This window comes from Devosia naphthalenivorans, from assembly GCF_003056355.1.
Taxonomy (GTDB): Bacteria; Pseudomonadota; Alphaproteobacteria; order Rhizobiales; family Devosiaceae; genus Devosia; species Devosia naphthalenivorans.
Genome location: NZ_PYVW01000011.1, coordinates 43,173 through 63,039 on the forward strand (window position 1 = coordinate 43,173; position 19,867 = coordinate 63,039).

The window sequence follows — 19,867 nt, forward strand, 5'->3', positions numbered from 1 at the left end:
AATAATAACGACCGATAATCTTGCATTATCGGACGTTATGCGCATTATAGAGGAAATGGCCCAAAACCCCGACGAAACCGCCGAAAACGACGCCGGCAACACCCCCCTGCCCGCTGCTGCACCCGCGGCACCCGTCGGCAATTCTGCCGTGTCGGTTCCGACCGGCGAACTGGCCCATTTGCGCGACCTCGCCGATCGTGCGCGGGACTACGTCGAAGCGGCCAGTTCGGCCAACACCCGGCTAGCCTATGCCTCGGATTGGCAGCATTTTTCCGGCTGGTGTCGCCGTCAGGGGCTTGAAGTTCTGCCGCCCGATCCGCAAACAGTCGGCCTCTACGTCACTGCCTGCGCTTCGGGTGAGGCAGCCGGCGGCCAAAAATATGCGGTGAGCACCATCGAACGGCGTCTGTCCGCTCTGTCTTGGGCCTACACGCAACGCGGCCAAGCTCTGGACCGCAAGGACCGGCATATCGCCACGGTGATGGCCGGCATCCGCAATACCCACGCCAAGCCGCCGCGACAGAAGGAGGCTATCCTGCCCGAGGACCTCATGGCCATGCTCGAAACCTTGGATCGTGGCGGCCTGCGCGGCATTCGGGATCGCGCCATGCTTTTGCTAGGCTTTGCAGGCGGGCTGCGGCGCTCGGAAATTGTCGGGCTCGACGTCAGTGAAGGCCAGAGCGAGGACGGCCGTGGCTGGATCGAGATCCTAGACAAGGGCATGGTCCTCTTCATTCGCGGTAAGACCGGCTGGCGTGAGGTGGAGATTGGCCGGGGATCGTCGGATGCCACCTGCCCAGTCGTGGCCGTCGAAACCTGGATCAAGCTGGCGCGGATCGCGCACGGTCCGCTGTTTCGACGGGTTACCGGGCAAGGCAAGACCGTCGGCGCCGATCGGCTCAACGACAAGCAGGTCGCCCGCCTGGTTAAGACCGCCGCCCTGGCGGCCGGCGTGCGGGGCGATCTGTCGGAGGAAGCTCGGGCGCCGCTGTTCGCCGGCCATTCGCTGCGGGCGGGCCTCGCCTCCTCGGCCGAAGTCGACGAACGCTACGTTCAGAAGCAACTCGGCCACGTCTCAGCGGAAATGACCCGGCGCTATCAACGCCGGCGCGACCGGTTTAGGGTCAATCTCACCAAGGCAGCCGGCCTATGACCCCTGCCCTATTGAATAACAGGCACACAATGGATGCTGCGCATGTCAAGCAGAGCCTTAGGACACTGGCAGATAGTCTTCGCTGTCACGCCGACATCATAGGCTGGCGCTATGGCTACGATCCGGTTCCGGCTGCCGTCGGAAAGTGGATTGAATGGCTTGCTGCGGCGCATGACAGCAATTCACCTCCTGCAGGCGGTCCCGCGCCCGAACCCTTGGACCAACAGTGAGGCAGGCAATCATTGATCGACTAAGCCAGGAATTGTCCGAGCGCTATTTGATTTATCTGGAGACGCTTCTGGTCGAACTGGTGAGCGAGGGCGGATCGCTGCAGTTTCAATGCGGTTTTAGCCTACGCAGCGATCATCAGCTGCGGACCTGCCGATTTGGAGTGCCTTCAGGGGAGTGGTCCACCGACGCAGAGCGCGACGTCATTGCTGCCGCAGTTTTTGAGGAGTTGGAGCACTTTATCGACGAGGAGATCGCGGAAACGCTGAAGGACGCGAACTAGGAAGAAGAATACCCATGGCACAAGAGGATGACCTGCCGATTGGCAAGAGCATGGAGGATTTCACCGCCGAAGTGGGTGGAACGGCGTATTTTCTCTGGGAGCAGGCCGGACGACCGCGCGGGCGAGAGGATGACTTCTGGTACAAGGCGCTTGATCAGCATATTCGGGCACGCGCGAATGTCGAAAAACTCAGCCAGGGCCCGCCGCCCGACCTTCCGTCGGCCTAGCCGCGAAGTCTGGAACCCTCAAACCCACTCCGACGCCTAGGTCCAGGACAACTGATCACGCGGCAAACGGCCGCTTGGATCGAACACCTCAACCTTGTGTGGCAGAACTGGACCCCAATCCCACAAAACCAGGTTGCGATCGTCGGCATCGGCACCCGGCGCATAACTGGGCACGACAATGCCCGCGACGCCGCGGCGGATGAGTTGATCATAGATTGACCAGGAGGCCGGCCGATCTCCATTGGCGAGAGCCGTTGCCCATGCGCACCGCATGTCCTCGTCCGCAACAGCAGCTGCCCCCCTGCCCTGCTCTGTCGTCAGATCTATGACGTCGTCGCAGTCCACATCATAGGAACACAGCACCGTCGGATCGAGTCGGTGGGGGAAACCTTGGCTGATTTCCTTGATCGCCGTCATAATGCTGAGCCCAAGATAAAGCGCAGGCACGCCCTTGGGGTTAAATCGCGCGCCGCGGATCGCAGCTCCCTCGCCGGACGTGGGCTTGAACGCCCAGCGTGGATCATGGGCACGATAACAGGTTCCGACGAACCTCACGCAAATCCGCCAAGGGCCATATGATCGAGATAGTCACGCACCGCCGCGGCTTTTCCGTCCTTGACCAAGGCTTCGGCGGTCCGACCACCAAAGGCCGGCAGCGGTTGAGCGCGATACCAGGCCATTGCCTGATCCTTGCCGCCCGCCCAGTCGGTCACGCGACTGATGATCTCGAGCATTTCGCGCAACCGGCCTTGAGTTTTCGGCGCTCCAACCCGTTCAGGCCGATAGAGCGTTTCTCGCGCCAGCCCGGCTGTCTCGGCAAGCTGCGATTTGGACATCCCAAATTCATCGGCGACCCGCGCGGCGGCGATCTGGCCAGCCTGATCCATGTAGGACAGGATCAACGGCCCTGCCTGCGCTGTCATTTTCTGTATCTGGGTCACCTAGGACCTCCTCGACAATCACTATGCCATAATTTTTATACGCAATATATGGCATCCGGACTGGCATTTCAATGATCGGCGTTATTTATCTCTGTCCCATTTGCCCATCGTTTGGCGCAGCGCATCGCTGATTTCCAGTCGCTTTTCGGTTCGCATCACCCGCTCCGCGGTCGCAACCGCCTCTTCCGCGGCCCCCTCCCCTGCCCCAGATGCCTTTGTGGCATCCAGTTTGGCCCGCACCAGGGCCATAACCATCGGCCAGACGGAGAATTTAGCCGCCTTGGCACGATCCGTCAGGCTGCGCAGATAGCCACCAGGACTTTTGATCTGATCCTGCCGCTGATAAATCGCTCCGATGGTAATCGCCGCCTCTCGTTCACCCATGGCCGCTTTCGCGTCGTCCCAGGCGCTGGGGCTGATGCCCAAAACGGGCCGGACCAGTTCTGCGGCCGCCAGATAGTCGCGCCAGGTGCGGATTTCACCACTTTTGACCAGCCAGAGCACATTTGAGCAGGCATCCAGCACAATGGCTAGGGGCAATTCTCGCCGCGGCAGGCTCTGCACGTTGGATGCTTCGCCGGCGCTGCCGCTCGCTTCTTCTTTTATTCCTAAGCGGTATTCAGAGTCTAATTTAGAGTCTGGTTTTGAATTCTGTATGTGGCGCTCAGGTTGAGACTCATTGGCGCTCATATTTGTAGATTTGACGAAGGATTCCAACACGTCGCGGATCTCGGACCAGAGGTCTTCCAACTCGGCGACAATCGTCTCCAGTACTTGGCGTGGAGCCGTGCGGGGGAGCCGGGCAACAATGGTCTGATAGGCTTGCAGCACCCTGCCCCAGTTGCCTGGCACACCCTCTTCAATGCCAGCGTCGATCATCTTGATGATGTCGCGACGGCAGATGGTTAACCGCTCCTTAACGCGGCGGTAGGCCTTCTTTTCGGCCTTAAGCGCCTCAGCCAGGTCCTTAAACTCAGCCGCTCGGGCAACGATCGGTGACAGGTCAATGCCATAGGCCTCTTCAACCTCGCCCCCCTGCCCCTTGCGGGCAAAGCGCTTGCCGTTGGGGCTGTCACGCCGAATGACCAGACCGCAGTCAATCAGGTTCGCCAGATGGCGCCGGAGCGTCGCCGGCGACATGCCGTTGGCACGGTTGATCAGTTGTTCGTTAGAGGGCCAAACGATTAAGGCACTGTCGCCGTAGAAAGCCGTTTCCGGATGGAACGACAGCAAGGCGCTGAGGATCGCCAGGGCACGATCGGTTGCCCCCAGCGCCATACGCACCTCCTTGATGTCAGCAAACACCTGCCACTTGTGGACTGTTGCATCTGCCGGCGCTGTCTTGGCCGTTACCTGGGTTGAAATCATGCCAAGCGTTAGCGACCGCCGCCCAAAAGGCGTCGTTGAAATATGCGTTTGCATTGTCTTTCACCTTGCGTAAGGCAAAAGAATTCCGGCCGCCGTAAGCAGCGTGACCCTAGTAGGGTCTTGACTGTGATTCCAGGAAATGCGATTCTCTCGCTACCAGACTTGAGAAGGGCTTCCGGACATCCGTTTCGGGGGCCTTTTTTCTTTTGCTGCCTTTTGCTCGTATTCCTTTTGTGTACCTACATAATTGGCCACCGTTGTCGGTGGCCATCGACGGAAACTTGTCAGCTGACAAGCACCCGATCACCTATCGCCGTTTTCGGCGAAATACCTATCTACAAGATCGGGCAGCGCTCTTTTCATAAAGGACGCGAATCCACCTTCCTGCCCTTTGTGCACAGAAACCCGGACGCCATTTGGCTCAAAAACCGCCTTACCGAAGGATGTGCCATCGGGGCGCTTTAGCTCGACTGCTGGCGTCGCCTCGCCGGAGTCGCTTTTCAGCGAACTCAACACCGCGCGAAATCGTCCATCAGATGCCAGGATCGAAACCTTGTCATCTGACAAGGTTTTTCGGATTACAACCTCAGCATCCGGGCGCCTTGCAACCGCCGCTGAAAGCTCCAGCCATCTCGGTCGTCCAACCTTCGGGGCTCTCCCGATCGCAGCAACGAGTTCAGATGGCAATGCCTTACAGACGCTACGCATCTTGGCAAGTTCCGCGTCATCGATCGAAAGCGCTGCCCTTATGTCGCGTGTTTTGATGCCTGCAGCGTCCATCGTCGCTGCAAAGAGCGCCTTCTCAATCCACGTGAGATCTTGCCTCGCACCATTCTCGATGCCCTGGGCGACAACCAAATCGGTATCACTCAGCTCGAGAACGATAGCTTTGAGTGGAATGCCCAGCTCGGTCGCGGCACGCCAGCGGCGATGCCCATAAACGATCTGATACCGGCCTTCGGCGTGCGGATGCTTCCGTACTTGAATCGGAACCTGTTGTCCCTTGTCGGCGATCAGCTGCTTAAACTGTTGGAAAGGGACCTTCGAGTCATCTTCTAAACGGTCTGGAAAAGGAGATGGGTCCACAACTTCAGGCTTAAGCTCGATGCTTCCGCCTGCGTCAACGACAGCTTGAAGTCGATCTCGCTGTTCCCGAAGGTCGCTCAAAGACCTGTGTGTGGCTCCAATGACACCGGCCCCTACACGATCCACTAGTTTAGCTGGCGCTGTCGCCGCATCCCCCTCACTTGACTCCACAGGGTGCCCTGATTTCACATCTGCAAATGCGCCAAAGTTTGCAAGTATCGACTTCCCTGGACTTCGCTTGTTCATGTCCGCCCCCAACTTTCCGAGATGAGCGCCAGGATGCGTTCGTTTACCGCATCAACGGACTCTCTCGCTCGTTTTGCAGTGGCCGCCGCAACATTGCCCGATTCCAGCTCATACAAAGTTCGCTTGGCGAGGCCCGCGGTCTCGATCGCCGCACTTTCGATTGCCGTGGGTGTCAGCACATCATCATCAAAAAGGTGACGCAGCATGGAGACCACATGCACTTGTGACTGATCGTTGGGATCGTGCCTCGTCACGATATAGCGCAAGAAATCCTGCCGCATCACAGCTCCAGCATTGCGGATAACCGAAATCAGGTCTCCCATCATCAAGAGGAACTGGTTCATGGACATTACGTCGAGCATCGCCGGATGAACGGTCACCAGCAACCCTGTCGCTGCGTAGATAGCGCCTAGAGTTAGAAATCCAAGCGACGGCGGGGTGTCGAGAATGACCACGTCATAATCTTCTTCGACCTCGCTGATACAGAGCCTAAGCCGTTCAAAGAAAATATCCTGGGAGCCGGAGCTCCGCTCAGCAAGAACTCTTGGAGTTTCGTGCTCATACTCCATGACCTCGATATTGCCAGGAATGAGGTCGATGCCGGTAAAATAGGTAGGCCTAATAATGTCTTTGATAGGCTTGCGATCTGCATCATAGCGAAGGGCCGCATAGATGGTCTCGTTTTGTTGAACGTCCATTTCTGGCTGAGCACCAAACATCGCTGAAAGCGATGCCTGTGGGTCAAGGTCGATCGCCAGAACCCTATATCCGTGCAGCGCCAGATAGTGAGCAAGATGAGCGCTCGTTGTCGTCTTGGCACTTCCGCCCTTGAAGTTTGCGACCGCTAATATCTGCAGATGCTCATCTTTTCGCCGATGGGGCTGGAACCGCAACGCGTCCGTCGGCCTCTGTTCGGCAAAAAACTGCCGCAACTCGTTAATCTGTGCGAGGGTGTATGCACGATGGTTGTTTTCAAGTCGGGCAGGGTGAGGACCTTTGCCTTCATTGGACATAAGCTTGAGCGTGGACTCAGGGATCGAGGTCAGCTTTGAAACTTCGTTGGTCATGAAATAACGCAACGTCTTCTCTGCCTTGGGTGGGTACATCTGCTCGCGCCGAGCCTGAAGATGCTCCGACAGCAACGCTGCGTGCCGAACAATCTTGTCAGCCGGATTCTCGCTAGGTTCTGCGTTGATCAACATCTCGGGCATTGTCGTCCTAAACCCACTTTGTCGGGAATAAGCCGGTTTGGCGGCCTTTCTCCGCTAAAGTTAGCCATAAATCACTTTGCCCGTCCAGCGCTTTAAGGTTAACAACATCCTAAGTTGCCTTAGCGCTTCAAGTTCCATTTTGAACTTTTGATGCCCGAAACATACGTATTATCAATAGATTAACGGGATTACGGCTCCGCATAGATAGCCAGATGGACCCGGCATAAATGCCGGGGGCAGCCAGCTAAGATAGCGCCTTCGACAACACCAAAAACGCTGAACCGGGAGAATCGGCGCGACTCGGTAACTCCCAGACCCGGCATTTATGCCGGGCTGACCCAGCTGTCGCATTGTTGTTAATGCCCCTCACGTTTCGAGGAGCGGGCACCGCACATGCATCAGAACCATCAAACACCAGACCGCTCAGCCACCAACGCACTTGCGCATCAAGATCACGGCCGATGATAGCTTCGCGCTCGCATCACCGGCTTGTCCGCAAGCTGCAAGATGCCCTCGGCGAAACCGTCTGCTCGGCGCTGGACGATCCTTCCGTCGTGGAGATCATGCTCAACCCGGACGGACGACTGTTCGTGGAGCGGCTGGGGCAGGGGATCGACAGCATGGGCCAGCTACAGCCCGGCGCTGCCGAGATCATCATTGGCAGTGTTGCCCACGCGCTCCAAACCGAGGCCGATGAAGACCAACCGATCATCTCCGGTGAGCTACCGATAGGTGGCCACCGATTTGAAGGACTGTTGCCACCGGTCGTCCGGGCTCCCAGCTTCACTATTCGTAAGCGCGCCTCGCGCCTGATTCCTCTCGATGATTACGTTCGCAGTGCGATCATGACATCGGAACAGTCGCATTTGATCCGCGAGGCGATCGAGGCCCGGCTTAATATCGTCATTTCGGGCGGCACCGGCTCCGGCAAAACAACACTGGCCAATGCCGTCATTGCCGAGATGGTCCGCAGTTCGCCGGAGCACCGCCTGGTGATCCTGGAAGATACCGCCGAGATTCAATGCGCGGCCGAGAATGCAGTTTCGCTGCACACGACCGATACGGTCGACATGGCGCGCCTTCTCAAAAGCACCATGCGCCTGCGCCCCGATCGCATCATCGTCGGTGAGGTCAGGGACGGTGCGGCACTGACGCTGCTCAAAGCCTGGAATACCGGGCATCCCGGCGGCATCACCACAATCCACGCCAACAACGCGTTGTCGGCGCTTCGTCGCCTCGAGCAACTCACCGCTGAAGCCAGCCAGCAACCGATGCACGAAGTGATCGGGGAGGCCGTGGATCTCGTGGTTTCCATCGAACGCGCGCCGCAGGGGCGGCGGGTGCGCGAGGTCATCCACGTCGAAGCCTTCCGAGACGGCAACTACCAGATTGAGACCTATTCAGGAGAAAGACGTTTCGATGACGCATAGCAAGCGCTCCCTATTGGCAGGTTTCCTACTGGCCTTCGCGGTATTGACGGTCGAACCCGCTCTGGCCTCCAGCGGCGGCGGCCTCCCTTGGGAAGGCCCCCTGCAGCAGATCCAGCAATCGATCACCGGGCCCGTCGCTGGCTTCATTGCCTTGGCTGCGGTCGCAGTGGCCGGTGGCATGCTGATCTTCGGCGGTGAGCTGAACGATTTTGCCCGCCGGCTGATGTATGTCGTGCTGGTCGCCGGCATCCTGCTGGGCGCCACGCAGATCGTCGGGCTGTTCGGCGCCTCAGGCGCATCTATCGGCGAGGTCGGAGCGGCCGCCTGGTCCGGGGCAGGGGAGGGAGCTCATGGCTGAAGCCAGCGCTCCCCTTGCGCGCTCACGCATCCATCGCGCGCTCTCGCGCCCAAGTCATCTGATGGGCGCCGATCGCGAACTGGTCCTGCTGACCGGGCTGGCGACGGTAATTTTGATCTTTGTGGTGCTGACCTGGTTTTCCGCTCTGCTAGGGATTGCCATCTGGATCGGCGTTGTTGGCGCGTTGCGGATGATGGCCAAGGCCGATCCGGTGATGCGGCAGGTGTATCTGCGTCACATCACCTATCGCCAGACATACCGCCCGACGTCTTCCCCCTGGCGTCGGTACTGAGACGCTGATGGTTGCCCTTCGCCAGTTTCGCAACACGCGCCCGTCCTTCTCGGACCTCGTCCCCTATGCCGGGCTGGTCAGCGATGGCGTGCTCCTGCTCAAGGATGGGAGCTTGATGGCGGGGTGGTATTTTGCCGGCCCGGATTCAGAGAGCTCGACCCATCTCGAACGCAACGAGGTGTCACGCCAGATTAACGGCATCCTGTCCCGATTGGGCTCTGGCTGGATGATCCAGGTCGAAGCGGTGCGGGTGCCCACAATTGCGTACCCAGCTAGCGACCACGGTCATTTTCCTGATCCCGTGACGCAGGCCATCGACAATGAGCGGCGCGCTCATTTTGAAGCCGAGCGCGGGCACTACGAAAGCCAGCATGCGCTGATCCTGACCTATCGGCCGCCGGAGCCCCGCAAGTCGGCCATGACGCGCTATGTCTATTCGGATGTCGAGAGCCGCTCCGAAACCTATGCCGACACGGTGCTAGAGAGCTTCCGCTCCTCCATCCGCGAGGTTGAGCAATATCTCGGCAATGTGCTGTCGATCCGACGCATGGTCACGCGCACGGTAGTCGACCCAGAGACCGGGCGCGCGGCGCGGTATGATGAGCTGTTCCAGTTTATTCGCTTCTGCATCGTCGGCGAAAATCATCCGGTCCGGCTGCCAGAGATCCCGATGTATCTCGACTGGCTGGCTACAGCCGAGTTCCATCACGGGCTCTCGCCCATGGTGGATGGACGCTATCTGGCCGTGGTGGCCATTGATGGCTTTCCGGCCGAGAGCTGGCCTGGCATCCTGAACCTGCTTGATCTGATGCCGCTCACCTATCGCTGGTCGAGCCGGTTTGTTTTTCTCGATGAGCAGGAGGCCCGGCAAAGGCTCGAGCGCACCCGCAAGAAATGGCAGCAGAAGGTGCGGCCCTTCTTTGACCAGCTGTTTCAGACCCAGAGCCGCTCCGTCGACCAGGACGCCATGCAGATGGTGGCTGAGGCCGAGGACGCCATCGCCGAAGCGTCCTCGCAACTGGTGGCCTATGGCTACTACACCCCCGTTATCGTGATGTTCGACACCGATAATACCCGCTTGCGCGAACAGGCCGAAGCGGTACGCCGCCTGATTCAAGCCGAGGGCTTTGGCGCGCGGATCGAGACCCTGAACGCCACCGAGGCCTATCTCGGCAGCCTGCCGGGCAATTGGTACGCCAATATCCGCGAACCGCTCATCAACACCCGCAACCTGGCAGATCTGATCCCAGTCAATTCAGTATGGTCGGGCAGTGCCACAGCACCATGCCCATTCTATCCGGCCGGATCGCCGTCGCTGATGCAGGTCGCCAGCGGCTCCAGTCCGTTCCGGCTGAACCTGCATGTCGACGACGTTGGCCACACGCTGGTCTTCGGACCAACCGGATCGGGGAAATCGACCTTGCTGGCGCTGATCGCCGCTCAGTTTCGGCGCTATGCCAGCGCGCAAATTTTTGCCTTCGATAAGGGCAAATCGCTGTTGCCGCTGACCCTCGGCGCCGGCGGCGATCACTATGAGATCGGGGCAGGGGAGGGCGGTGCAGCACTGGCCTTCTGCCCGCTGTCCGAACTCGACACCGACGGCGACCGCGCTTGGGCCGCCGAGTGGATCGAAACTCTCGTCGCCATGCAGGGCGTCATCATGACGCCGGATCATCGCAATGCCATTTCGCGGCAGCTTGGCCTCATGGCCTCGGCTCCTGGCCGATCGCTGTCGGACTTTGTCAGCGGGGTGCAGCTGCGCGACATCAAGGATGCCCTGCACCACTATACGGTCGACGGGCCGATGGGCCAACTGCTCGACGCCGAAGAAGATGGCCTGACCCTTGGCGCGTTTCAGTGCTTCGAGGTCGAAGAGCTGATGAATATGGGCGAGCGCAATCTGGTGCCAGTGCTGCTCTACCTGTTTCGGCGGATCGAAAAGCGCCTCACCGGGGCGCCGAGCCTGATCGTCCTCGATGAGGCCTGGCTGATGCTGGGTCATCCCACCTTCCGCGACAAGATCCGGGAATGGCTGAAAGTGCTGCGCAAGGCCAATTGCGCGGTGCTGCTCGCCACCCAGTCGATTTCTGATGCAGAACGCTCCGGCATCATCGACGTGCTGAAAGAAAGCTGCCCGACCAAGATCTGTCTACCGAATGGCGCGGCGCGCGAGCCGGGCACGCGCGAGTTCTACGAGCGGATCGGCTTTAATGAACGCCAGATCGAGATCGTGGCCACGGCCACACCCAAGCGCGAATACTACGTCGCCTCGCCCGAAGGCCGACGGCTGTTCGACATGGCGCTCGGACCTGTGGCGCTCGCCTTTGTCGGCGCCTCCGGCAAGGACGACCTCAAACGCATCCAGCAACTCACCCAGCAGTACAGCGCCGATTGGCGGGCGGTCTGGGTGACGGAAAGGGGGATCGGCAATGCCGAAAATATTCTCGCCCGCAAATAAACTTGCCGTCGCAGCTCTTGCCATTGCGAGCATGATGCAGATCGGCCCAGTCCATGCCGGGGCCGTCACCGGCAACGCGACGGAATGGACCCAAATCCTCAACAATCTCGAATTGGTGGGTCTGAGCGGGCAGTCGGCCGAGCAATTGCAAAATCAGGCGACGCAAATCTCCCAGCTCGCCGAGCAAATCCAGAACCAGATCCAGATTTATGAGAACATGCTGCAGAACACGTTGCAGCTTCCCGACCATGTCTGGGGGCAGGTCGAAAGCGATCTGACGCGCCTCCAAAGCCTCGTCACCCAGGGGCAGGGCATCGCGTTTTCGATGGGCAATATCGACGATGTGCTGAAACAGCGGTTCCAAAGCTTTGGCGAGTTCCAAAGCGGCCTGGCCGATGGCCAGGACTTCTCCTCCAGCTACCAGGATTGGTCGGATACCAACCGCGACACCATTGCGTCAACGCTACGGGCTGCGGGGTTCACCGCCGAACAATTTGGTTCGGAAGAAGCCACGATGGGACAATTGCGTTCCATGTCGCAAAGCGCCGTCGGGCAAATGCAGGCGCTGCAGGTCGGGCACCAGATTGCGGCCCAGCAGGTCGCCCAGTCCCAGAAGCTGCGCGGTCTGGTCTCCCAGCAAATGACCATGATGGCCACCTGGTATCAATCCGAACAGGCCAGCAAGGACCTGGCCCAGACCCGACGCGAGGAATTTTTCAAGTCAACCGCGCCGGCAACCTCGGGCGGCCAGACGATGGAGCCGCGCTGGTGAACCGGGTCGTTGTAATTGTGGCGGCGTTCTGCGTCGTGATCGGCATAGCCGTGACTATATGGACGACGAGGGCTCCCTCGGTCACGTCGCTCGCCCCCGGACCCAGTGCCATTCCACCCCAACAGTTTGACACCACCGGTGGCCAGCAATTGCAGCCACGCTGGAGCCAGGAAGACGGGCCGGGCAAATGAGGTCACCAATCGGCAAGGCCGCTTTTACTGCCTGTATTGGCCTCCTGATCCTGACAGTACCGGCCTTTGCCCAGGACGGATCATTGTTGACGAACCTTGAGAACGAGGTCGCCAGCGCTGCACAGGGCTGGGAAACGACCGTTTTACAGGCCGCGCGGTCGCTGTTCTGGATCCTTGCTAGCATTGAAGTGGGCATTGCCGCGGTCTGGCTCGCCCTGGCGGCCGCTTCGCTCGATACCTGGTTCGCAGAACTGGTGCGGCGCATCATGTTCATCGGCCTGTTCGTCTTCATTCTCGAACAGGGGCCGGACTTTGCCAAAGCCATGGTCGACAGTCTGTTCCAGATCGGCGCCGGCGGCGGCTCGGCCTCGCCGGCCAACGTCTTCAATGCCGGATTGCAGGTGGCCAGCGCCATGTCGAGCAAGGCGCAGTTCGGCCTGTTCGAGGACAATGCACTGGCGATCGCCGCCGTCTTTGCGATGATTGTCGTCGTCATCTGCTTCAGCCTGGTCGCCGCAATCTTCATCGCCGTGATGGTTGAAATGTATGTCGGCCTGCTGGCCGGCATGATCATGCTGGGTCTGGGTGGCTCAAGCTTCACCAAGGATTTTGCCGTCCGCTATCTGGTCTATGCCTTTTCCGTCGGCATGAAGCTGATGGCCTTGGTGATGATCGCCCGGATCGGCTCCGAGGTCTTGGTCAATCTGGCAGATGGCCCAGAGGCTGCGGATGAGTTCCTCTCGACGCTCGCCATTGGTGGCATCTCCGTCGTCGTCTTCATAATCTCGATCTATGTGCCCAACATCATCCAGGGCGTGGTGCAGGGGGCTTCGGTGGCCGGTGGGATGGAGGCCATCCGCCACGGTGGCCAGGCAGCAAGCTTTGCTGCCGGCGGCGCTGCGCTGGCGTCGGGTGGCGCGCGGGCAGGGGCGGCAGCCTATTCTGACGCCCGCGCCGCCGGTGCATCCTTTGGGTCGGCCGCACTCAAGGGTATGGCATCGGGCGCCAGTGCTGCTGGAGGCGCCCTAAGCGCTGCTGCGCGAGACAAAGCCATCGGCGTGCCGGGGACCTGGGGGGCATCCACACTCGGTCTGGCCAATTCCAAACTCGATCAGTCCCAAGGTCGGCCCACCACCAAACCATCAAGCGACGACAAGGCGTAAGTAAGCAATAATGGCTGGACGCAACTCACCCGAAAATCCCTATCTTGCTGCGCGCCAGGAATGGAACGAACGCTACGGCTCCTATGTGAAGGCCGCCACAGCCTGGCGCATCGTTGGCGTCACCGGCATGCTGATGGCCGTGATCGGCTTTTCATACGCGCTCTATCAAAGCACGCAGGTCAAACTCGTGCCCTATATTGTCGAGGTCGATCAGCTCGGCACAGCCGCCAGCGCCGGCTTCCCGCAGCAAATCGAATATGCCGATGCGCGCGTGGTCCGCGCCACGCTGGGCAGCTTTGTCGCCAATTTCCGCTCGGTGACGCCAGATGCTGTGGTGCAGAAGCAATACATCGACCGCACCTATGCGCATTTGCGCACGTCCGACCCGGCCACCGAAAAGGTGAATGCCTGGTTTCGGGGCAACTCGCCCTTCGACCGCGCCCGCACCATGACGGTTGCCATCGAGGTTACCAATATCGTGCCGCTGTCGAACCAGAGCTTTCAGGTCGACTGGACCGAATATGAACGCGACCGACAGGGCAAGGAACTCGGCATGCGTCGCTTCCGCGGTATTGCCACCGTCACCCTGACGCCGCCCCAGGATGAGGCGGTGATCCGCTTCAACCCCATCGGGCTTTACCTCAAAGATTTCGACTGGACGGCGCAGCTGTGAGTGCCCGGAGGATGATTTTTATGCGTTCACCCGCTATGTGGCACGTCGCTCTCTGTGCCGCCCTGCTTCTGCCTGCAACAACTCTCGACGCCGCAGCCCAAGCCCTCAGCCGTAACGAAGCGCGCGCCACCCAACTTTCCGGGCAGTGGCAGGAAGGGCAGGGGGTCGTCACCCGTGGCCCCGATGGCAAAGTGATTTTCTTGTTCGGCGAGGTCCAGCCATCGGTGGTGTGTTCGCCGCTTCAGGTCTGCGATATCGAGCTGCAGGCTGGCGAGATCGTTCGGGATGTGCTGCTCGGCGACACGGTCCGCTGGAAGGTCGAGCCCGCAACGTCGGGCGCACCGGGCGGGCAGGCCGTGCATCTGATTGTCAAACCCTCTGAGGCGGGCTTGACCACGTCCATGGTGGTGACAACGTCGCGGCGCACCTATCACATTCAACTCAAATCGCATCGGGACCAGTATATGGCCCGGGTCGGCTTCGAGTACCCCGAAGACATCAATGCGCGCTTTGCTGAGATCAACGCCCGCATGGAAGCCAGCATCGTACCGGGTGCGGGCATCGCGGCTGACCAGCTCAATTTCGCCTTCCGGATAAGCGGCGCAGCACCCTGGCGCCCGACCCGGATCTACAGCGACGGGCAAAAGACCTACATCCAGTTTCCCTCTTCGTTGTCTGGTCAGGACGCCCCGGTCCTCTTCGTCGTATCTGGCGGCGAAAACCGCATCGTCAACTATCGGATGAACGGCGCCATGATGGTGGTCGACTACTATATCGATCAGGCGATCCTGGTTTCGGGCGTCGGCAGGCAACAGCAAAAAATTACCATCAGGCGGGGAGGATAGACCGTGCGCCCCTTGTCCTTGCTCATCCGCATCGTGATGGCTCTCGCCTGCGCGACGCTACTCACGGCCTGCCAGACTCTTGGACCAACCGGGTTGGTCCCGAGCACCGTCAGCACGGACCTGACGCCAGAGACCGCCAGCATCATCGCCAGCGATATGGTGGGCCGCTTCGCTGAGCAGATCGACCCTGGCAACACCACGATCCACATTGCGCCCGATACCTCGCTATTCGGCCAGGCGCTTGAGGCCTCCCTGCGCAGTTGGGGCTATGCCGTCCTCACCGACCAAAAGACCGACAACACCGGCGCCATCCCGCTTGCGTATGTCGTTGATGACTTTGAAGGCAGCGTTCTCGTGCGACTGTCGACGCAGAGCCTCGACCTCACCCGCATGTATAAAGTTACCGCGGGAGGAGCCACGCCAACCAGCCCGCTTTCGATCCAGCAGCACGGCACAGCAGGTACCCCATGACCGAGTCGTTGAAACTCGGCGGTGTCGATCCTGCAGCGGGCCCAAAGATCCGGCGCCTCAACCGGGTGCCCGTTATCATCGCCATTGCCCTGGTGGTGGTCTTTCTTGCTGTGATATTTTACGGGCTCACCTCCCGTGGATTGCGGTTTGGTGACAATGCCGATGACGGCGCAACGGGTTCCCGATCAGCCTCGAGCTATGCCGATCAACTGACGCGGGGCGTTCCCGACGGCATCATTGGTGAGCCGGTCCCGACACAGCTCCAGCCGAGACCGGTAGAAGCGACTGAACCCTCAACCAACCCCTTCGCTCCGCACCCGGAGCCCAAGCCACTCGCCGGGCAGCCTGCATCAACAGGGCTCGAGTCTGAGGAAATCTGGCGGGCCCGCCTCGAGCGTGAGCAGCTCGAACAATATCTACGCGAGCAACACCGGCAGCGCATGGCTCGCGTGCAGGCCAACGATGCTGCATTCGACTCCCCGATTGCTGTCAGCATCGATGACCGCAAGGCAAATACAACTGACACCGCGACGATCACGTCACCCGCAGCGGGGGGCGCGCAAACGAACCGTCCCCCGAACGCGATCGACCTCTATGCGGCAGCCATGCAAGACGGGTTAGGCGGGCAAGCCACCGATCCCAACGGACAGGCGGCCAAGGAGCGCTTTTTCAACCAGGACATTCGCGAGCTTGGTTATCTGCCGAATTCAGTGGTGCCGCAGATTTCGCCCTATGAACTGAAGCGGGGCTCCGTTATCCCCGCCACCCTCGTTACCGGTATCAACTCCGATCTTCCCGGCCGCATCACCGCCCAGGTCAGCCAAAATGTCTATGACAGCGCCACCGGGCAGCATTTGCTCATTCCGCAGGGTTCAAAACTCTTTGGCCGCTACGATTCCAATGTCTCATTCGGGCAAAACCGGGTTCTGGCGATTTGGACGGATATCATTTTTCCGAACGGCTCGACTTTGCAGATTGGCGGCATGGCGGGAACAGACGCCGCCGGCTATGGCGGGTTTACGGACCGTGTCGACAACCACTATCTGCAAACATTCGGCTCAGCGATCCTGGTCGCGTTGATCGGCGCTGGCACAGAGATGATGATCCCGCAGGATCGAAATACGTTCGGAAATGCCGACAGTGCCGAGGATGCCGCACGACGGTCGTTCGCCGAAACCTTTGGCCAGATGTCTCAGCAGACAGCTTCAAAGAACCTTGATGTGCAACCCACTTTGGAGATCCGGCCTGGATACAAGTTCAATGTGCTCGTTGATCAGGATATCCAGCTTCCTGGCCCGGGTCGCTAGTCATCAGAGAGGCCCAGGCATTCGAAAAACCGGATACGCAACATTAGACACGCAGCGGCTCAATGAGCCGAAAAACAATCGCTAAATGATCGCCAATTTGGATTGCGCTTGCTGTATCGCAACACTCAGTTTTTGTAGTTCTGTGCCCCTAAACATCTCGCTTACAAGCCATCCCGCCGGACAAATGATATTTGACGTGGCGAGCAATGTTTTGCAGGTGCCGATGTCATGACGTGGAGGATCCCCCATCATGCGGTATCTTGACTGCCACCTCGGAAATCTCATCGATGCATTAGCGGTTTGTCAGAATGAGGATGCAGTGCAATTCGCGCTAAAATGCCTAGCGACCAATGCCGGGTGTACGCATTATTCCTATGTCGAGCTTCGCCCTGCCGGTCATCGGGTGTGCTCTACCTATCCCGTCGACTGGCAGAAGCGGTATATTGAGCAGAACTATATTACGCTCGACCCAACCGTAATCCAGGCGGGACGAACGATGCGGCCAGTCCCTTGGTCCTATGCTGACAAGCATCGATACGATGACAAAACCCGTCTGTTCTTCGAGGAAGCACGCAAATTTGGCATTGCTTCAGGAATTATCTTGCCAATCAGAGCTGGTTTTGGCACGACCGTGTTCCTCTCGCTGGCAACCGAACGGGAAGCCACAAACAAGATAGCCGTCCGCGACCGCGCCTATGCAGCGACAGCGGTCGCCTTCGTTCACAGCAGCTTCATGCGATTAAGCAAGACAGTGCTGGGGGCCAACGACGTCCCTCTTTCACCTAGAGAGCTGCACTGCGCGGCTTGGGCAGCCATGGGCAAGACGAAGGCTGAAACTGGCTCTATGTTGGGTCTCTCAGAAAAGACTGTCCGGTTTTACCTTGAACGGGTCAGGGAAAAGCTGAACGCAACGAATGTTACGCATGCCGTTCGTATCGGGACGATGCGGAACCTGTTCTGAGCCCATCATCTGCGCCGTAGCGATCAAACCTCGATATTGCTAGCTCGTCGGCACACCAGCAGACCTGCCTTTCGAATCCACACCAGAACATTGCCCGCCCATAGGCTTCCGGTCGTGCAGACAACGCATCCGATTTTTAATGGGACTAGACTTTGACGATAGGGCCCGTATATCGCGCAACGAGTGCATCCACTGTCAGCAGCGAGATCCCTTCGACCATTGATTGAGCAATGAGGATGCGGTCGAAGGGATCCTTATGAATTGCGGGGAGATCATCAACTGCCACGGCATGCGCGCTGCTGATAGGTAGTTCCTCATATCCGTTATCAAGCAGGCCGCGGCGCAGCAGTCGCGGATCTACGTTGAAGTCGGCACGCCCAAGCCCCCGCTTGATGGCAACTTCCCAAAGGCTGGCTGGGCTAAATAGCAGCTGGCTTTGCGGATCTTCGATTGCCTGCAAGGCTGTGGCGGATAGTTTCTCTGGCTCTGCTGCCACCCATAGCAGCAGATGGGTATCGAGCAGCAGCTTCATTCGCCCAGTCCGAACAACTCTTCGATCTGCTCGCTGCCCATGCGGTCGAAATCATCCGGTGTGGTGAAATGCCCGCTCATAAAACCCGTCCTCTGAACGACGCCTTCGGCCTGATCGATGGGCACAACTTTCACCATCGGCCTGCCGGCCTTGGCAATAACAAAGGACTCACCCTTCGCCGCCTGCTCGATCAGGCGTGAGAGGTGGGTCTTGGCTTCATGAATATTGACGGTCTGCATCTCGCATCCCAATGAACTTAGTTTACTGAACTTAGTCTACAACGACATGATGTACAAGGCCTTCAAAATTCACTCAGGCATTATAAGAGCACCGTTGCAACTTCAACTGGACCATTGGCCCTACATCTGCGATAGCCATCTATCCAGTTGATTTAATTAGATAAAAGTTCCATTATGACAACAGTCGATGAAGACCGTTCACTCTTTTGCCTATGTCTGAATTTGCTTTGGCGGGTTGACGGTATCCACAACCTCGTACACGCGAACAAACGATTTCAGGTCATTGTTGAGCAGAGCCAAGACGCTCTCTTTCGTCAGTGACACGGTTTCTATTTTTACGATGCACATGGCCGTTGGCATTGCCTCGCCATCACGTATCGTTTCTCGAAACACCGTCTCAACCGCCTCACGCGCAGACACTTCGCTTTCAAAAAACTCATTGTCGACACCATCGTCATACCAACGATGTTCACCTGTCTTCGCCGCAGATGAGTATGTGTAGAATATGTAACCCCGAGCGTCGGACAATGATTTTCTCCGCGAGCCTGTCGGCGGTGCGCCCCCGCATGATGCTCTTTGACCCCTGGAGATCGGGGAGTTCGAAACCGTCACGAAACGGCCCCATGGCCTTTAGCTCGTGAGAGCCTGTTGCATACGCCACAGGCTCCCCGACCATAAGGTCAAGGAGTTCGGTGCTGTGTCAGCCAGCACCAGCCTTCGTGAGGGGTTTCGACGCCCCGGAGCAGTCGCGTATACCGCTCCACGGACAAACCTAGAAGATGCAACGCAAATTGTAAAACCTGCGGCATACGATGTGCAGGCCTAAATCTGCTCGGCAAGCTTGGAAAGATCGACTCGCATGCCGGCCGCATTTACATCGTTTCCTCCTGCGGGCAGTGCCACCGGAGCGTCCGGTGCCGTTTCAGCGTCTATTATGGTTTCTGACATCTCGCCGGTCCGGACAGCAGCCACCTCAACGGGCAGCGGTCCCGGATCCGGCTCACCAAATACATAGGCACCCTGGAAGGTGCCTGTGCGCCACGCTGTAATCGCCTCCCCAAGCACGGTCGCACTGCTTTCACCACGCGCATAAACAACGACCCGATGGACCTTTCCGAACAGGGCCGTACCCATCCGAATATTATCGCATGGATCGACTAGGCCAGCGTTGAGGTCAGCAGCGTCCACGATGCCGTGGCCTGCTGGATACTGCGTTATTCCTACTCTCACGACCGCCGTGCCCACGAAGCGTTCGATCAGCAGCATGGCAGCTTCAGGTGCCTGCGGCGGTTCCGGCAGAATAATTCGATTGCCCGACGAAATATTGATCGCGAGCGGGTTCTTCGAGCCAGCTTCAGCAATGAAGCGCTCGACAATGGCAATTTCGATACTCGGGTCGGCGCATTGCTGAATGATAGCAGCGTCGAACATG

General features: G+C 59.0%; 24 protein-coding genes. 15 read left to right on the forward strand and 9 right to left on the reverse strand.

Annotated features, from left to right (window positions below):
* The first annotated feature begins 55 nt into the window (after positions 1 to 55).
* The 3 genes from C8264_RS13955 to C8264_RS13970 all read left to right on the forward strand — a co-directional run bounded on the left by C8264_RS13955 (position 56) and on the right by C8264_RS13970 (position 1,891).
* The gene (locus C8264_RS13955; RefSeq protein WP_425430681.1) at positions 56 to 1,153 is read left to right on the forward strand and encodes a tyrosine-type recombinase/integrase; all 1,098 of its coding nucleotides are present in this window, start codon (positions 56 to 58) and stop codon (positions 1,151 to 1,153) included.
* Positions 1,154 to 1,379: 226 nt separating this feature from the next.
* Positions 1,380 to 1,664: a hypothetical protein gene (locus tag C8264_RS13965; protein ID WP_108461594.1), complete on the forward strand. Its 285-nt coding sequence runs from the start codon at positions 1,380 to 1,382 to the stop codon at positions 1,662 to 1,664.
* A gap of 14 nt (positions 1,665 to 1,678) precedes the next feature.
* Positions 1,679 to 1,891, forward strand: a complete 213-nt coding sequence (locus C8264_RS13970; protein ID WP_245893196.1) for a DUF2934 domain-containing protein — start codon at positions 1,679 to 1,681, stop codon at positions 1,889 to 1,891.
* 36 nt (positions 1,892 to 1,927) lie between these two features.
* Here the strand turns inward: C8264_RS13970 and C8264_RS13975 are convergent, their stop codons facing one another.
* The 5 genes from C8264_RS13975 to repA form a co-directional block, all read right to left on the reverse strand.
* Complete coding sequence (locus tag C8264_RS13975) at positions 1,928 to 2,446, reverse strand: RES family NAD+ phosphorylase (protein ID WP_108461595.1); 519 nt, start codon at positions 2,444 to 2,446, stop codon at positions 1,928 to 1,930.
* Positions 2,443 to 2,814, reverse strand: a complete 372-nt coding sequence (locus C8264_RS13980) for an antitoxin Xre/MbcA/ParS toxin-binding domain-containing protein (protein ID WP_425430682.1) — start codon at positions 2,812 to 2,814, stop codon at positions 2,443 to 2,445. The genes C8264_RS13975 and C8264_RS13980 overlap by 4 nt, the downstream gene beginning before the upstream one ends.
* 99 nt (positions 2,815 to 2,913) lie before the next feature.
* Positions 2,914 to 4,254, reverse strand: a complete 1,341-nt coding sequence (gene repC / locus C8264_RS13985; protein WP_108461597.1) for a plasmid replication protein RepC — start codon at positions 4,252 to 4,254, stop codon at positions 2,914 to 2,916.
* 249 nt (positions 4,255 to 4,503) lie between these two features.
* Positions 4,504 to 5,532: a plasmid partitioning protein RepB gene (gene repB / locus C8264_RS13990; protein WP_108461684.1), complete on the reverse strand. Its 1,029-nt coding sequence runs from the start codon at positions 5,530 to 5,532 to the stop codon at positions 4,504 to 4,506.
* The gene (gene repA / locus C8264_RS13995) at positions 5,529 to 6,743 is read right to left on the reverse strand and encodes a plasmid partitioning protein RepA (RefSeq protein WP_108461598.1); all 1,215 of its coding nucleotides are present in this window, start codon (positions 6,741 to 6,743) and stop codon (positions 5,529 to 5,531) included. The genes repB and repA overlap by 4 nt, the downstream gene beginning before the upstream one ends.
* A gap of 461 nt (positions 6,744 to 7,204) precedes the next feature.
* Between repA and trbB the strand changes: the two genes are divergently transcribed.
* The 12 genes from trbB (at position 7,205) to C8264_RS14050 (ending at position 17,664) form a co-directional block, all read left to right on the forward strand.
* Complete coding sequence (gene trbB / locus C8264_RS14000) at positions 7,205 to 8,173, forward strand: P-type conjugative transfer ATPase TrbB (protein WP_108461599.1); 969 nt, start codon at positions 7,205 to 7,207, stop codon at positions 8,171 to 8,173.
* Positions 8,163 to 8,531: a TrbC/VirB2 family protein gene (locus C8264_RS14005; protein ID WP_108461600.1), complete on the forward strand. Its 369-nt coding sequence runs from the start codon at positions 8,163 to 8,165 to the stop codon at positions 8,529 to 8,531. Before trbB ends, C8264_RS14005 begins: the two co-directional genes overlap by 11 nt.
* Positions 8,524 to 8,823: a conjugal transfer protein TrbD gene (locus tag C8264_RS14010; protein WP_108461601.1), complete on the forward strand. Its 300-nt coding sequence runs from the start codon at positions 8,524 to 8,526 to the stop codon at positions 8,821 to 8,823. The genes C8264_RS14005 and C8264_RS14010 overlap by 8 nt, the downstream gene beginning before the upstream one ends.
* Positions 8,824 to 8,830: 7 nt before the next feature.
* Entirely contained in the window at positions 8,831 to 11,281 is a 2,451-nt protein-coding gene (locus tag C8264_RS14015) for a conjugal transfer protein TrbE (protein ID WP_108461602.1), read from the forward strand.
* Positions 11,253 to 12,053, forward strand: coding sequence for a P-type conjugative transfer protein TrbJ (trbJ, locus tag C8264_RS14020; protein ID WP_108461603.1), 801 nt, complete (start codon positions 11,253 to 11,255; stop codon positions 12,051 to 12,053). The genes C8264_RS14015 and trbJ overlap by 29 nt, the downstream gene beginning before the upstream one ends.
* Positions 12,050 to 12,244, forward strand: a complete 195-nt coding sequence (locus C8264_RS22200) for a TrbJ/VirB5 family protein (protein WP_162783653.1) — start codon at positions 12,050 to 12,052, stop codon at positions 12,242 to 12,244. The genes trbJ and C8264_RS22200 overlap by 4 nt, the downstream gene beginning before the upstream one ends.
* On the forward strand, positions 12,241 to 13,407 hold the full coding sequence (trbL, locus tag C8264_RS14025) for a P-type conjugative transfer protein TrbL (protein WP_108461604.1): 1,167 nt from the start codon (positions 12,241 to 12,243) through the stop codon (positions 13,405 to 13,407). The genes C8264_RS22200 and trbL overlap by 4 nt, the downstream gene beginning before the upstream one ends.
* Before the next feature lie 10 nt (positions 13,408 to 13,417).
* Positions 13,418 to 14,080: a conjugal transfer protein TrbF gene (locus tag C8264_RS14030; RefSeq protein WP_108461605.1), complete on the forward strand. Its 663-nt coding sequence runs from the start codon at positions 13,418 to 13,420 to the stop codon at positions 14,078 to 14,080.
* A gap of 20 nt (positions 14,081 to 14,100) precedes the next feature.
* Entirely contained in the window at positions 14,101 to 14,925 is an 825-nt protein-coding gene (trbG, locus tag C8264_RS14035) for a P-type conjugative transfer protein TrbG (protein ID WP_108461606.1), read from the forward strand.
* Positions 14,926 to 14,928: 3 nt separating this feature from the next.
* A complete protein-coding gene (gene trbH, locus C8264_RS14040; protein ID WP_281261453.1) occupies positions 14,929 to 15,396 on the forward strand; it encodes a conjugal transfer protein TrbH in 468 nt (155 codons plus the stop codon).
* On the forward strand, positions 15,393 to 16,703 hold the full coding sequence (gene trbI, locus C8264_RS14045; RefSeq protein ID WP_108461607.1) for an IncP-type conjugal transfer protein TrbI: 1,311 nt from the start codon (positions 15,393 to 15,395) through the stop codon (positions 16,701 to 16,703). The genes trbH and trbI overlap by 4 nt, the downstream gene beginning before the upstream one ends.
* 250 nt (positions 16,704 to 16,953) lie before the next feature.
* A complete protein-coding gene (locus tag C8264_RS14050) occupies positions 16,954 to 17,664 on the forward strand; it encodes a LuxR family transcriptional regulator (RefSeq protein WP_108461608.1) in 711 nt (236 codons plus the stop codon).
* A gap of 145 nt (positions 17,665 to 17,809) precedes the next feature.
* Here C8264_RS14050 and C8264_RS14055 read toward each other — a convergent pair whose 3' ends face one another.
* The 4 genes from C8264_RS14055 to C8264_RS14070 form a co-directional block, all read right to left on the reverse strand.
* Complete coding sequence (locus C8264_RS14055) at positions 17,810 to 18,196, reverse strand: type II toxin-antitoxin system VapC family toxin (RefSeq protein ID WP_108461609.1); 387 nt, start codon at positions 18,194 to 18,196, stop codon at positions 17,810 to 17,812.
* The gene (locus C8264_RS14060; RefSeq protein WP_108461610.1) at positions 18,193 to 18,435 is read right to left on the reverse strand and encodes a type II toxin-antitoxin system Phd/YefM family antitoxin; all 243 of its coding nucleotides are present in this window, start codon (positions 18,433 to 18,435) and stop codon (positions 18,193 to 18,195) included. Before C8264_RS14060 ends, C8264_RS14055 begins: the two co-directional genes overlap by 4 nt.
* 210 nt (positions 18,436 to 18,645) lie before the next feature.
* Positions 18,646 to 18,963 (reverse strand): hypothetical protein, encoded by a 318-nt coding sequence (locus C8264_RS14065; protein WP_108461611.1) that lies wholly within the window; start codon positions 18,961 to 18,963, stop codon positions 18,646 to 18,648.
* A gap of 294 nt (positions 18,964 to 19,257) precedes the next feature.
* Positions 19,258 to 19,866 carry a lysozyme family protein gene (locus C8264_RS14070; protein WP_108461612.1) on the reverse strand — a complete coding sequence of 203 codons (609 nt, stop codon included), beginning with the start codon at positions 19,864 to 19,866 and terminating at the stop codon, positions 19,258 to 19,260.
* Position 19,867: the final 1 nt, after the last annotated feature.

Bases quoted from the DNA above. Each gene is read 5' to 3' on its own strand.
- C8264_RS13955 (WP_425430681.1), top strand. From the start codon at position 56: ATGGCCCAAAACCCCGACGAAACCGCCGAAAACGACGCCGGCAACACC.
- C8264_RS13970 (WP_245893196.1), top strand. From the start codon at position 1,679: ATGGCACAAGAGGATGACCTGCCGATTGGCAAGAGCATGGAGGATTTC.
- C8264_RS13980 (WP_425430682.1), bottom strand. From the start codon at position 2,814: ATGACAGCGCAGGCAGGGCCGTTGATCCTGTCCTACATGGATCAGGCT.
- repC (WP_108461597.1), bottom strand. From the start codon at position 4,254: ATGCAAACGCATATTTCAACGACGCCTTTTGGGCGGCGGTCGCTAACG.
- repB (WP_108461684.1), bottom strand. From the start codon at position 5,532: ATGAACAAGCGAAGTCCAGGGAAGTCGATACTTGCAAACTTTGGCGCA.
- repA (WP_108461598.1), bottom strand. From the start codon at position 6,743: ATGCCCGAGATGTTGATCAACGCAGAACCTAGCGAGAATCCGGCTGAC.
- trbB (WP_108461599.1), top strand. From the start codon at position 7,205: ATGATAGCTTCGCGCTCGCATCACCGGCTTGTCCGCAAGCTGCAAGAT.
- C8264_RS14005 (WP_108461600.1), top strand. From the start codon at position 8,163: ATGACGCATAGCAAGCGCTCCCTATTGGCAGGTTTCCTACTGGCCTTC.
- C8264_RS14010 (WP_108461601.1), top strand. From the start codon at position 8,524: ATGGCTGAAGCCAGCGCTCCCCTTGCGCGCTCACGCATCCATCGCGCG.
- C8264_RS14015 (WP_108461602.1), top strand. From the start codon at position 8,831: ATGGTTGCCCTTCGCCAGTTTCGCAACACGCGCCCGTCCTTCTCGGAC.
- trbJ (WP_108461603.1), top strand. From the start codon at position 11,253: ATGCCGAAAATATTCTCGCCCGCAAATAAACTTGCCGTCGCAGCTCTT.
- trbL (WP_108461604.1), top strand. From the start codon at position 12,241: ATGAGGTCACCAATCGGCAAGGCCGCTTTTACTGCCTGTATTGGCCTC.
- C8264_RS14030 (WP_108461605.1), top strand. From the start codon at position 13,418: ATGGCTGGACGCAACTCACCCGAAAATCCCTATCTTGCTGCGCGCCAG.
- trbG (WP_108461606.1), top strand. From the start codon at position 14,101: ATGCGTTCACCCGCTATGTGGCACGTCGCTCTCTGTGCCGCCCTGCTT.
- trbI (WP_108461607.1), top strand. From the start codon at position 15,393: ATGACCGAGTCGTTGAAACTCGGCGGTGTCGATCCTGCAGCGGGCCCA.
- C8264_RS14050 (WP_108461608.1), top strand. From the start codon at position 16,954: ATGCGGTATCTTGACTGCCACCTCGGAAATCTCATCGATGCATTAGCG.
- C8264_RS14055 (WP_108461609.1), bottom strand. From the start codon at position 18,196: ATGAAGCTGCTGCTCGATACCCATCTGCTGCTATGGGTGGCAGCAGAG.
- C8264_RS14060 (WP_108461610.1), bottom strand. From the start codon at position 18,435: ATGCAGACCGTCAATATTCATGAAGCCAAGACCCACCTCTCACGCCTG.
- C8264_RS14070 (WP_108461612.1), bottom strand. From the start codon at position 19,866: ATGTTCGACGCTGCTATCATTCAGCAATGCGCCGACCCGAGTATCGAA.